The 12,150-nt window shown below is 63.0% G+C and carries 12 protein-coding genes; 3 read left to right on the forward strand and 9 right to left on the reverse strand.

Going from position 1 to position 12,150, the window contains the following annotated elements; all coding sequences use genetic code 11:
• Window positions 1-132: 132 nt before the first annotated feature.
• The 8 genes from GIW48_RS05900 to gspG form a co-directional block, all read right to left on the reverse strand.
• Window positions 133-1,305: a substrate-binding domain-containing protein gene (locus GIW48_RS05900; RefSeq protein WP_017139649.1), complete on the reverse strand. Its 1,173-nt coding sequence runs from the start codon at window positions 1,303-1,305 to the stop codon at window positions 133-135.
• A 471-nt stretch (window positions 1,306-1,776) separates the two neighbouring features.
• Entirely contained in the window at window positions 1,777-2,988 is a 1,212-nt protein-coding gene (gene gspF / locus GIW48_RS05905; RefSeq protein ID WP_236461977.1) for a type II secretion system inner membrane protein GspF, read from the reverse strand.
• Window positions 2,988-4,406: a type II secretion system ATPase GspE gene (gene gspE, locus GIW48_RS05910; RefSeq protein WP_236461974.1), complete on the reverse strand. Its 1,419-nt coding sequence runs from the start codon at window positions 4,404-4,406 to the stop codon at window positions 2,988-2,990. Before gspE ends, gspF begins: the two co-directional genes overlap by 1 nt.
• A 121-nt stretch (window positions 4,407-4,527) precedes the next feature.
• Window positions 4,528-6,855, reverse strand: a complete 2,328-nt coding sequence (gene gspD / locus GIW48_RS05915; protein ID WP_099549248.1) for a type II secretion system secretin GspD — start codon at window positions 6,853-6,855, stop codon at window positions 4,528-4,530.
• The gene (gene gspM, locus GIW48_RS05920) at window positions 6,852-7,364 is read right to left on the reverse strand and encodes a type II secretion system protein GspM (RefSeq protein ID WP_177032443.1); all 513 of its coding nucleotides are present in this window, start codon (window positions 7,362-7,364) and stop codon (window positions 6,852-6,854) included. Before gspM ends, gspD begins: the two co-directional genes overlap by 4 nt.
• Window positions 7,357-8,442 (reverse strand): type II secretion system protein GspL, encoded by a 1,086-nt coding sequence (gspL, locus tag GIW48_RS05925; RefSeq protein ID WP_236461970.1) that lies wholly within the window; start codon window positions 8,440-8,442, stop codon window positions 7,357-7,359. The genes gspM and gspL overlap by 8 nt, the downstream gene beginning before the upstream one ends.
• Window positions 8,439-9,344, reverse strand: coding sequence for a type II secretion system minor pseudopilin GspK (gene gspK / locus GIW48_RS05930; RefSeq protein ID WP_170039739.1), 906 nt, complete (start codon window positions 9,342-9,344; stop codon window positions 8,439-8,441). The genes gspL and gspK overlap by 4 nt, the downstream gene beginning before the upstream one ends.
• An 8-nt stretch (window positions 9,345-9,352) precedes the next feature.
• Window positions 9,353-9,802 carry a type II secretion system major pseudopilin GspG gene (gspG, locus tag GIW48_RS05935; protein WP_017139656.1) on the reverse strand — a complete coding sequence of 150 codons (450 nt, stop codon included), beginning with the start codon at window positions 9,800-9,802 and terminating at the stop codon, window positions 9,353-9,355.
• A 148-nt stretch (window positions 9,803-9,950) separates the two neighbouring features.
• Between gspG and gspI the strand changes: the two genes are divergently transcribed.
• Window positions 9,951-10,316, forward strand: coding sequence for a type II secretion system minor pseudopilin GspI (gene gspI, locus GIW48_RS05940; RefSeq protein WP_017139657.1), 366 nt, complete (start codon window positions 9,951-9,953; stop codon window positions 10,314-10,316).
• Here the strand turns inward: gspI and GIW48_RS05945 are convergent.
• Window positions 10,303-10,734 carry a type II secretion system protein N gene (locus GIW48_RS05945; protein WP_236448215.1) on the reverse strand — a complete coding sequence of 144 codons (432 nt, stop codon included), beginning with the start codon at window positions 10,732-10,734 and terminating at the stop codon, window positions 10,303-10,305. The genes gspI and GIW48_RS05945 overlap by 14 nt on opposite strands.
• 93 nt (window positions 10,735-10,827) lie before the next feature.
• Between GIW48_RS05945 and gspH the strand changes: the two genes are divergently transcribed.
• Window positions 10,828-11,280 carry a type II secretion system minor pseudopilin GspH gene (gene gspH / locus GIW48_RS05950; RefSeq protein WP_026013888.1) on the forward strand — a complete coding sequence of 151 codons (453 nt, stop codon included), beginning with the start codon at window positions 10,828-10,830 and terminating at the stop codon, window positions 11,278-11,280.
• A complete protein-coding gene (locus tag GIW48_RS05955; protein ID WP_017139660.1) occupies window positions 11,277-11,888 on the forward strand; it encodes a prepilin-type N-terminal cleavage/methylation domain-containing protein in 612 nt (203 codons plus the stop codon). The genes gspH and GIW48_RS05955 overlap by 4 nt, the downstream gene beginning before the upstream one ends.
• The last annotated feature ends 262 nt before the right edge of the window (window positions 11,889-12,150 follow it).

Genomic DNA, 12,150 nt, shown 5'->3' on the forward strand with positions numbered 1-12,150 from the left:
GGCGCGACCGAACTGTTGTCACACAATGTTCACGCAGTGCGGTTCAACTGGCTGGTTGGGCGAGGAAACGACAAAACCGGCAATGACGCGAAGTCATTGCCGGTTGTGGGGCAAACCCTGTCGAGACGGGGCTTACTGCGGACGGCCAATACCGTTGCAGGTGTTGGTGTCGCCCAGGCGCAGGGCGCTGGTGGTGGCGTAGAAGTTGTCGTGGACAGCTTTCTGCCAAGTAGCGGACAACGGGATGAACGAGTGGCTGCTGGTGGTTGCGTTGTTCAAACCGGTGTAGTGACGGTTCAAGAACACACGGATACGCGCGGTGTCAGTGGTGTCTTTGTAGCACTGGCTGAAGACCAGGTTGGTGTAGCCCACAATGGGGTAGCCTGCGGTAGGGTTAGGAAACGTAGGGACCCAGTTCAAAGGATTTTTGGCTTCGTCGCTGCCAAGAACCGGAGGTACAACACCGTCAAGGCTGGCTTGAACGTTGACTTCAGTCGGCAGGAAACCGTTGACCGAAGCAACAGCGGCAGCGCTGTTGAACTGTGCATAGTCAGGGCTGACGTAACCGATGGCACCGTTGTTATTGGTAATGGCAGTGGCAACACCTTGACTGCCGGTGACCGCGATGTAGCTTGAGCCGGCCGGAGCGCTGGTGGCTGGGTCAAAACCGATGGCGGTGACGAAGCTGTTGCTGACAGCCGGCACCGAAGCAGGTTTTACCGCCTTGAGGTGGTTGGTCAAGATCTCGGTAGTGCCGCTGGTTTCCTGGCGATAGACCACTTTGATCTGCAGGTTTGGACCCGCAGCCCCGTTGAATAGCACCTGGTTCCAGTTAGTGATTTTGCCGGCAAAGATATCAGCCAACTGGCCACTGCTGAGCTGCAGCGATGTCTTGCCGTCGATGTGGTAAGGCACTGTCACCGACGTGGCCTCGGCCGGGATTTGAATCAACGGGCCGTAGGCGGCACGGCCGTTCACGGCGTCAGCATTATAAGCCGCCAGTTCCGCAACGCTAACGATCGAGTCACTGCCCGCATAGTCAACGGTGATGCCGGCAGCCAGTTTCAGCTTGGTCGAATCATTACCGAAGAAGGCCTTTTTGCCGTCGCCGCTGCCTACACCGATATAGGGGTTAAAACCAGGGACGGTGGCAGAGAGGATGCCGGTAGCCGTGGTCGAAGTGGCCGTGCTGCCGTAGAGTTTTTCCGGCAGGGTGGCACCGCCACCGACCACTGCGGCCATGGATTGGGCGGAAGCCAGTGCTGCAACTACCAAAGAGGCTGCGATCATAGTGCGCTTAAACATGAAGAATCTCCTTTCGTCGTGTTTGTACGTTTGGGTAGAGGGCTCTTGCATGACGCTATGGCTTCGGTCCCAAGCCGTGTTCCGGGGGTGGCTGGGGTTGAGGCCATGGGTAGGCAATTTCGCAGCATCCGATGACAGCAAAAGGAAAAAACCTCGGGAGGAAGCGCTTGATTTTACGAAAGATTCTCGGGTGTTTCGGTCATGCTTTTGAGCGATTTCAAGGCAGGTGACAGCGAGGTTTCAGCGGGGTTTTGCTGGATGCGGTGTGGGCTGTGTCGCAGTGGGTTGGATGTGACGGAATGAGGAACCCGAGGTTGCAGTGATGCATATAGGGAGCGAGCAGAATCAACTGAATAAAACCGACCCAGATGTGGGAGCTGGCTTGCCTGCGATGCAGATACCTCGGTACATCAGGCACACCGAGTTGATGCCATCGCAGGCAAGCCAGCTCCCACATTTGACCGGGTGCAATCAGGTCACCAGTTGGTTGATCTCGATGATCGGCAACAACACCGCCATCACAATCACCAGCACCACCGCCCCCATCACCACAATCATCAGCGGCTCCAGCAACGCCGTCATGCCCATCGCCCGGCGTTCGATATCGCGGGACAAGGTCTGCGCCGCACGTTCAAGCATCGGCGGCAGTGAACCGGTTTTTTCGCCGCTGGCAATCAGGTGAATCAACACCGGCGGGAAGACCTTTTCCACTGCCAATGCAGGCGCCAGGTTAACGCCTTCGCGAACCTTGGCGGTGGCATCGTTGACGCACTGGCTGAGGCGGTCATTGGACAAGGTCTGGCGCGCCGCCTCCAATGCCCGCAGCAACGGCACGCCGGCGCCGCCGAGAATCGCCAGGGTCGACGCAAACCGCGCAGTATTGAGCCCCAACACAAACCGCCCGATCAGCGGCAAGCGCAGCACCCGGCTATGCCAATTGAGCCGCGCCAGCGGGTTGCGCAGGTACAGGCGCCAGCCCCAAAACCCACCGACAATCAAGGCAAAACACAACCAGCCCCAGGCGCGGATAAAGTCGCTGGCATTGAGCATCGCCAGGGTCAGCCCCGGCAGGTCCTGGCGCGCCTGGGAAAACGCGCTGACCACCTGCGGCACCACATAGCTCAACAGGAAAATCACAATGCCAATGGACACCAACCCGACCACGCCGGGGTAGATGAACGCCGTCATGATCTTGCCGCGCAGGTTGTTACGCTCCTCAATGTAATCGGCCAGGCGCTCCATCACCTGGGCCAGGTCACCGGACTCCTCCCCCGCCGCAATCAAGGCCCGGTAGATCGATGGAAAATCCCGTGGCCGCGCCGCCAAGGCGTCGGCCAAACGCATGCCGCCGCGTACATCGCCGCGCACGGCGGCCAGGGTCTGGGCGATGTGTTTTTTCTCGGCCTGCTCCACCGTGGCACTCAGCGCCGCCTCCAACGGCAGGCTTGCGCCCAGCAAACTCGCGAGTTGCCGCGTGGCCCAGGCCAGATCGTTGTCCGACAGTTTGGGCGTGAACAGGCTGCCGCCGCCGGCCGCCGCTTGATTACCCTCAATCTGTACCTGCAACGCGGTCAAGCCACGGCTGCGCAACTGGGCAAACGCCGCGCTCTGGCTGTCGGCTTCCACGTACCCGGCTTCGATTTTGCCGCTGGCATCGGCGGCTTCGTAACGATAGCGATTCATCAGGCGTCCCGTGTCACGCGCAGGATTTCTTCGACTGCGGTGGCGCCGCTGCGTACCCAGCGCTCGCCATCCTCGCGCATGCTGAACATGCCGGCGCGACGTGCAGCCAGGCGCAAATCCTGCTCGCCGGCGCCTTGGTGGATCAGGCTGCGCACATCGTCATCAACGCAGAACAATTCATGGATGCCGGTACGCCCGCTGTAACCGATCTGGTTGCACTGCGCACACCCCACCGGCCGCCAGGTGCCAGGCGCCGCCGGGTCTTCCTGCTTGCAATGCGGGCACAGGCGCCGCACCAGGCGCTGGGCCAATACGCCCAACAATGACGAGGCCAACAGGAACGGCTCGACGCCCATATCGATCAAGCGGTTGACCGCCGACACCGCGTCATTGGTGTGCAAGGTGGCGAGCACCAAATGCCCGGTCAACGAAGCCTGCACGGCGATTTGCGCGGTCTCCAGGTCGCGGATCTCACCAATCATGATGATGTCCGGGTCCTGGCGTAGAATCGCCCGCAGTGCCAGGCCGAAGGTCATGTCGATCTTGGCGTTGACCTGAATCTGGCTGATACCGGGTAAGTCGTATTCCACCGGGTCTTCGACGGTGAGAATATTGCTGGTGCTCGCATCCAGCCGCGCCAGGGCAGCGTACAGGCTGGTGGTCTTGCCGCTGCCGGTCGGCCCGGTGACCAGCACGATGCCGTGGGGCTGGCGGATCAAGGTATCCAGGCGCGCCAGCAGTTGCGGCTGCATGCCCAGGGTTTCCAGCTGCAAGCGCCCGGCCTGTTTGTCCAGCAGGCGCATCACGACCCTTTCGCCATGCCCCGTCGGCACGGTGGACACGCGAATATCAATCGGCCGCCCCGCCACCCGCAGGGCAATACGACCGTCCTGGGGCAAGCGTTTTTCGGCGATGTCGAGCTGGGCCATGATCTTGATCCGCGACACCAGCGCGCCATGCAGCGCCTTGCGCGGCGACACCACATCACGCAGGGTGCCATCGACGCGATAGCGCACCACGGAATGGGTTTCGTAGGGTTCGATGTGAATATCGCTGGCTTCATCGCGCGCAGCCTGGGTGAGCAAGGCGTTGATCATGCGGATCACCGGCGCGCCGTCCTGGGTGTCGAGCAGGTCGGTGATTTCGGGCATGTCCTGCATCAGGCGGTCGAGGTCGACTTCGTTCTCAGCCGCGCCAACCACGGCGGCGGCACTGCCGGTGTCGGCGTAGGCGCTGGTGAGCAGGCCGTCGAGTTCGTCGTCGCGCACATGCTCCAGGCGTGATTGGCCGAATTGGCGCTGGACCTCGCTGATCGACCAGCCGGGGGTTGAGGAGCAGACGGTCAACACAGTGCCCGTGTCGGTGGGGCGCAGGAGGATGCGCTGGGATTTGGCCCAGACGTAGGGGAGCAAACTCATACACCACCGTACATGTGGGAGCTGGCTTGCCTGCGATAGCGGACTTTCAGCTGAAAAATGTTCAACTGACCCACCGCTATCGCAGGCAAGCCAGCTCCCACAGTTTGATCTTTGTCTGAACTCATGGCTGCGAATTTCCAGAAACCGGCACTGCCCGAATCACCGCCCTTGGCCCCTGCTGCTGCGCCCCGGGAATCGCCTTCTCCACCGAAGGCAACTGCGGCGCCTGCACATCCGGCAGCGCCCAACTGTGCTCCGGCTGCAACCCGCCCTGGGCGCGGCGCATGAATTCATAGCGGTTCAAGGTGATACTGCGCCCAGCGCCACTGTCGCGAATAATGTAGGGGCGTAAAAACACCATCAGATTGGTCTTGGTGACGCTGCGCTTTTCATTGCGAAACAGCGCCCCCAACCCAGGGATATCCGCCAGCCACGGTACCGCGTCATTGCTCTGGCTATAGCCGTCCTGCAGCAACCCGCCGAGCACCATGATTTGCCCGTCATCCAGCAAAATACTGGTGTCGATCGCGCGTTTTTGGGTCACCGTGCCCGCCTCCACCGAGGCGCGCGTGTCGACGCTGCTGACCTCCTGGTAAATATCCAGCTTCACCGTGCCGCCTTCGGAAATCTGCGGCCGCACGTTCAGCTTCAGCCCCACCTCTTCGCGCTGTACGGTCTGGAACGGGTTGTTGCTGGTGCCGCCGCCACCGGTGACATAACTGCCGGTGACAAACGGAATGGTCTGGCCGACAAAAATGCTCGCTGCTTCGTTGTCCAGGGTCAGCAGGTTCGGCGTGGACAGCACGTTGGTGCCGCCTTTGCTCTTGAGGGCGCGGGCCAGCACCTTGAGGTCGAGCACCTTGCCGATCCCCGGAATATCCACGCTGCCGTTGACCAAGCCGATATTCAGCCCTTTGGGCAACACATCAATGCTGGTCTTGCCGGTGGTGACCAGCCCACTGCCGCCCAGGTTAACGCCGCCAAAACCGCCCTTGCCGCCCAGGTTGCCAGCCTGCCATTGCACGCCGAACTCACTGGCGTCGTCTTCGCTGACTTCAACGATCAGGCTTTCGATAACCACCTGGGCGCGGCGCTGGTCGAGCATGTCGATCACTTCGCGCAGGTTGCGGTACAGCGGGTCGGGCGCGGAGATCAGCAAGGTGTTGGTGGTAGCGTCCGCCTGGATCGTCACACCACCGGCGCTGAACGCAGTGTTCTGATCGCTGGGGGTGCTGCTGTTGGCGCTGCTGCCCGAACTGCTCGACTGGCCGTAGCCCGACGACTGCACACCACTGCCGGTGGGCGTGCCGCTGCTGTTCTGAGTATTACTGCCCTGGTTGTTCTGGGAGCCGCCGCCCATCGAGCTGAGTTTGCCACGGGCCTCATCGCTGACCCCGGACTCGCTCTCACCGGTCAACAGCCCGCGCAACGACTGCGCCAGCTTGCCCGCCTGGGCGTTGCGCAGGTACACCACGTGCATATTGCTCGGGTTGCTCTGGGCATTGTCGAGTTTGTAGATCAGGTTACGCGCCAGCTCTGTGCGCTCGGGGCTGCCGGAACGAATGATGATCGAGTTGGAACGCGGGTCGCCCACCACGTTGATCTTTTGCGTCTGGTCGGCACCCTGGGTTTCCAGCAATTCAGCGACCATGGCCGCGATATCGACGGCGATGCCGTTCTGGATCTTCACCACATCGGTGTCGATGGCGCTGGGTGTGTCGATGCCGTCGATAATCTGCGCCACCCGCGCCAGGTTTTCAGCATAGTCAGTGATGACGATGCTGTTGTTGCCGGGGTAGGCGTTGATCGGGTTATTCGGCGACACAATGGGACGCAGCACCGGAATCAGGTTGACCGCATTTTCATATTGCAGCCGAAAGGTACGCGTCTGCATGCCGCTGCTGCCGGCGCTGTAGATCGGCCCGCCGAGCAACTTGGCATCGGCCTCGGGCACCACCTGGGCGACGCCGCCCACATCCACCACGCTGAAGCCCTGCATGCGCAGCGCCGCCAGCAACATCTCGTAGGCCTGATGCGCCGGCACCTGGCCTTCGCTGACCAACGTGAGGTTGCCCTTTACACGCGGGTCCACCAGAAATTGCTGGCCGGTGGCGCGGGACAAGGCACGCACCACCGCCTGGATATCGGCGTCCACAAAATTCAGCTGTACCGGCTGGTCACCCAGCGGGTTGCGCGCCTTGAGCACCGCCGGGGCATGGCCACGGGCGCTGTTGGTCACCGGGTGCTGCACGCGGGGGGCCGGCGCGGGTTCGCGCTGGCGGTCCAGCACGGTTTCGCCGCCGCGCCGCGTGTCGGCCAATGGCTGGCCCAGCTCGCTGTCCACCAGCAAAGGCTTGGGTGACTGCGGGTTACTGCACGCGCTCAGGGCCAGCAATAGCAGCGGCGCGACTTTGCGAAAAGGCGCGGAGTTGGGGACTGACCACTTCATGAAGCTTCCTTAGCGCCAAGCGCCTGATCCATGCGAACGGTCCCGGACACAGTGCCGGCCGAGTTGTCGACGGTATCCGGGGCGCGTTGCAAGCGTGCCTCGGACACTTCCAAAGAAAACGAACGGGGGTTACCCAGCAGCCAGTCCACCACAAGGTCGGCCGGGGCCTTCTCGAAGGTCAGCCGCCAGCCACCAGGAGCCAGCGCCTGCAGTTGGTAATGACCTTGCAGGCCGGCGCCGTCGAGGGCTTGGCGCAGCGCGGTTTCATCCGCCTGACGCGGCGCCGCGACGCCCTGCAACAGCACCTGCAAGGCTTCGGCCTGGGAGCGCAGCTTCGGGGTTTCGACCTGCCAATAGTCGATTTTTTTTAGCGCCGGCTGAACCAGCACCAGCCAGGTCAGCAGGCTCGCCAGGATCAGCCCGGCACCGGCCAACATGCGTCTTTCACGCACGGCCAGGCCAGTCCAGAACACATGGGACTGACTGCGCACCTGCTGCCACTTATTCATCGTCGTCCTCCTCCGGGGTGACGGTGTTGTCTGCCGGCCCCAGGGTCCAACCTTGCTCATCACGGGTCGCGGCAAAACCGGCTTCGGCCAGCGCCGCCTGCCAGTCGCCTTGCGCCGCCGGGCTATGGCTGTCGGCCAACAGGCCCAGGTGCAAACGGCCCTGCTCAAAGCTCAGGCTGTCGACACTGCCGACCATAAACGGCAAGTGGCTGCCCGCCAGTTGCAGCAGGCTGGTAAAGCGTTGGCCGGGATCAGCCGCCGCCCCGCTTTGCCGCGCCGCCAACTGTTGGCGCACCTGCTGCAGAGGGTTGAGGATCACCGGCAGCTCGGGAAAGGCCTGGCGCACCTGTTGGCTCATCAGCGCCTTCAGCCGCTGGCCTTCTTCAGCTTGGCGGGCGGCGTACAGGTTCAGGCCAACGGTCCAGATAATGACGGCCAGCGCCGCACAAGCCAGCGCCCTGCCCCAGCCGCCGGTAGCACGTTGATTGAACTGCCCCTGCAAGCCCCAGGCGGGCACTGCGCCGCTCCAGCGCTGCGCAGCCTCGACCAGCTGCACATCAAGGGTTTGATCCAGGGCGTGTTGCCCCAGTGGATGCACGGTGGCTTGTTGCAGGCTATGTCGCGTGAGCAAATGCCCATCGTCCAGTGCCGCCGTGGCCACCGGCAAGGCGTACGGCGCCGGGTAAAGGCCGCGCAGCTTGAGCGGCACCTGCGCCAGTACCTGGCCCAGTTGTGCCAGCCCGGCCTTGGGCACCCAGGCCACCTGCACAAGACCGTCGCTGCCACGCGGGCCGTGAGCCACCTGCATCTGATCGATTGGCCCAAGAATCAATGCCTGCGCGGCGCAGGCCACGGCGGCAGCGGTTTTGGCGGCGGGTAATGGCGGCAACTCCAGGCTGGTCAACAGGCTGTCACGCGGGTGCAGGAAGCAGTCCACTGGCTGGCGGGGCTTGCCCAATTGCTTCAGGCTTTCGCGGCCCTCGGCGATCACCCTGCCAGCGTCCAGCCAGGCAAAGTTCACCGGGCTGTCGACCGTCAGTTGATCAAGTGGCGGCAAGCCAATGCGCAAACGCTTCATACACCCACCCGCGACCAGATCACCTGCGGCTGGCGGTCTTCGGGCCGGTGCAACAACGCCTCGATCGTCACTCGGCGTTGCTCGCGACGGGCCTGGCCCTGCAAACGGAACCACTCGCTGGTAATACCCACCTGCACCGAATCCATCGCCACTTGGGGCATGCGCAGACGGTTAACAAAGTCGCCACGGTTGATAAACCAGCGCCCGCTGTCGCGCTCGGCCACCAGCGCCTGGGCCTGGGCCAGGCTGAGCAGCGGCACCACCGCGCTGAGCACTTCGGCGCTGGCGGTATTGCCGTTGACCCAGGTGTTGCCGGGCAGCACGCTGACAAAAGCGTGCAGGCGCCTCAGCACCTGTGGGTCGATGCCTTCAATACCACTGAGGTCATCGAGGCTGCGCAGCATCGGGTATTTGGCCGGCAGGCGCTCATCCGACGCGCCTTTGTGTACAACGCGCTGGTCATAGGAGCCGATCACCCGCTGGCTGATGCGACGGCTCACGGCCGGGTCGACGCCGATCAGCCGACACAAGCGTTCGAAGTGCTGCAATTGCTCGTCATCTTGTTGCTGGCGATTGACTAGGTTACGCAGATTGAACTTGCCCTGTTCATCCTCCAGCCGCCCTTCAAACACACCGCCCTGGGCGCGTGCCCACGGCTGGTCGAGGCGGGTCAACACATCCTTTTTACGCGCGTCCCACAGCAACAGGCGGCTCTGTTCCAGCGCGCCCAGCAACAGCCACTGGCCCTGCACCCGCAGTTGCTCGGCCTCAAGGCTACGGGTGAAGACGGTCTGGCGTGTGAGCATGGCGCCAGCGATCACCGCCACCACCGCCGCGATCAGCAGCGCGCTGATAATCGCCATGCCGCGCTGCTTCGCCGCTGCGGGCGAATGCCTGTTCATGGCGGGCCTTACAACTGCCAGGAGCCGATATCGGCATTCACGCCGTCGCCATCCGGTTTGCCGTCGGCACCCAGGGAGAACACATCGACCTCACCATTGGCGCCGGGGTTGAGGTAGTGATAAGGGTTGCCCCACGGGTCGTTGGGCAGGCGCTCCAGGTAGGCGCGCCAGTTACTGTTCTTGGCGTCGGCCGGGCGTTCTACCAGCACTTTCAAGCCCTGGTTCATGCTTGGGTAGCTGCCGTGGTCGAGCCGATAGAGTTTCAGCGCCTGCATCAACCCGCCGATATCCTGCTTGGCCGCCGTGGCCCGTGCCTGGTCGGGCCGATCGAGCACTTTGGGCACCACCATCGCCGCCAGAATCCCGAGGATGACCACCACCACCATGATCTCGATCAAGGTGAAGCCACGTTGGCCGCGCGGGCCTGGCAATGGGGACGTTAGGGGCGCGATTTCCATCTCGACATTCCTTGGCTTGGGTGCATTTCGTGGCGCAGTGTTGCAAGAACACATGTCAGTCGTATTGAAAATCCTCGGGAGGTTTGGTCGCTAATCGGTCAACTGCCGGCGCTAGTCTGCGGGCCTGTTTCCCGGCTTTGAGAGCGCCATGTACAGCCGCCGCAAGGAGCAAGGCTTTACCCTGATTGAAGTGCTGGTGGCGCTGGCGATCATTGCTGTGGCCATGGCGGCCGCCGTGCGCGTGGCCGGGTTGATGACCCAGAGCAACGGCCTGCTGCGCGACAAATCCATCGCGTTGCTGGCCGGGCAAAGTCGGTTGGCGGAGCTGCGGTTGGGCGGACAGCTACGCAGCGGCAAAAAGACCTTCGACTGTGACCAGGGCCGACTGAAGCTGCGCTGTGAGCAGACCATCAACGCCGAGGGCCGCCTGTTTCAGGTCAGCCTGCTGGTGCTCGATGCCAGCCGCGAAGCGCCGCCGCTGGCGCGTCTGGCGACCCAGGTCATGGCCGAGTGAGTGACGGTAATGCGGGCGCGTCCGGCAACTTGTCGAGGTTGACGCGCAGCTTCTCGCCGCCGCGCTCGATCTCCACGCCATCACCTTCAATGGCCGTCAGCCGCACTCCGGGGCCCAAACGCTCGCCGAGCAGGAAGCTGCGCGGCGGCCCATCGTTAAGGCTGAGGATCGCCACCGCGCCACGCGCGCCGGCGAGCACGCCCGAGACTTTGACCTGCAACACCGAGGGCGCGCTGGCAAACCACTGCAACGCCGGGTTGTCACTGCGCGCCGCCAGCGTCTGGGGCGCGGCCTGGGGCGTGTGGGACTCGGCGGATGTCAGCAGCAACGGCGTCCACACCGCCACCCCGGCCAGGGCCGCCAACAAGGCCAGCGCCTGCACACCGTGGGCGGGCGAAAATCGAAGAGCAAATGCCATGAGCGGGACCTCCTGTCTGTGCGTGCTTTCAGCCTACAGGCCAATTCGCACGTTTTTATTTCACAAGCTCACCAGTTGTTCAGGAGTCGGGCGATGAAACAGCAAGGCTTTACTCTGATCGAGTTGATGGTGGTGCTGGTGATCATCGGCATTGCCAGTGCCGCCATCAGCCTGACCATCAAGCCCGACCCGCTGCACCTGCTACGCAAGGATGCCGAACGCCTGAGCCAACTGCTGCAAGTGGCCCAGGCTGAAGCCCGTGCGGACGGGCGCCCCATCACCTGGCGCGCCGACGCCAAGGGCTTTGGCTTCAACCGCCGCAGTGATGACGGTTCAGGTATCGAGACCTTCAAGGGCGACAGCCAACTGCGCCCGCGCCCGTGGGAACACACGCCGATGCAGGTCTCAATCGAACCCGGGCGGGTGCTCGTACTCGACGCCGAATGGATCAGCCCGCCGGTGCGCGTGGTGCTGTCCGATGGCCAATACAGCCTCAGCCTGCAGCGCGATGCGGCCGGGCTGATGCGTGTGGTGACTCAACCATGAACCCATCCCAGCAAGGCTTCACCCTGATCGAAGTAATGGTGGCGATCATGCTGATGGCGGTGGTCAGCCTGATCGCCTGGCGTGGGCTCGACAGCGTGACCCGCGCCGACCAGCACCTGCAGGCCAGCACGGAGCAGACTGAAGCGCTGTTGCGGGCGTTGAACCAGCTGCAACGCGATGTCAGCCTGCGCGCCAGCGTGGAACTGAGCGCGCCTGGCCCAACCGAAGACGACACCGCCAAACCTGCCGGGTTGGCCGCCGTGACGGTGCGCAGCTCCGACAGCAAGGGTTTTACGCTGGAGGTGATTCGCAGTGCACCGGTGGCCGGAGATGGATTGCAACGCGTGCGCTGGTGGCTCAAGGGCGACAGCCTGTACCGTGCGGCGGCGCCTGCGCGGGAGCGCTTTCCGTTGCCGGCGGCCAAAGGCGGGGTTGTGGTGTTGAGCGGGGTCAGTGATGTGCAGGTTCGGGTGTGGGAGGCGGACAAGGGTTGGCGGCAGCTGAGTGGCAATCGGCGGGAGGATCCGTTGGGCATGGAGATCAGCCTGGTCAGGCAGACGCCCCAGGGGGTGGAGCGGTATCGGCAGGTGTTGGGGCCGTTGCGTTAGCTTTACTGCCTTGGCGCGGTGGGCGGTGGGGGGTGGGCGGTGTACATATCCGTTGCTGCGGTAACGGCGGCCTATGGTTCCGCTCTTACAGCGGGTCACTTTTGTAAAGACACAAAAGTAACCAAAAAGTCTTCGCCGGTATGACTCACCCACATGGGTTACAAATCAGTTCACGCACATAGGTAACAGTTTTTAACTGGCAGGGTCGATTTCGTGAGGATCTGACCATGCCCTGGAAAGAGCTGAAACCTATGGACCTCAA

Origin of the sequence: Pseudomonas sp. PA-6-3C (genome assembly GCF_021605825.1) — a bacterium.
In the GTDB taxonomy this organism is placed as follows: Bacteria; Pseudomonadota; Gammaproteobacteria; order Pseudomonadales; family Pseudomonadaceae; genus Aquipseudomonas; species Aquipseudomonas edaphica.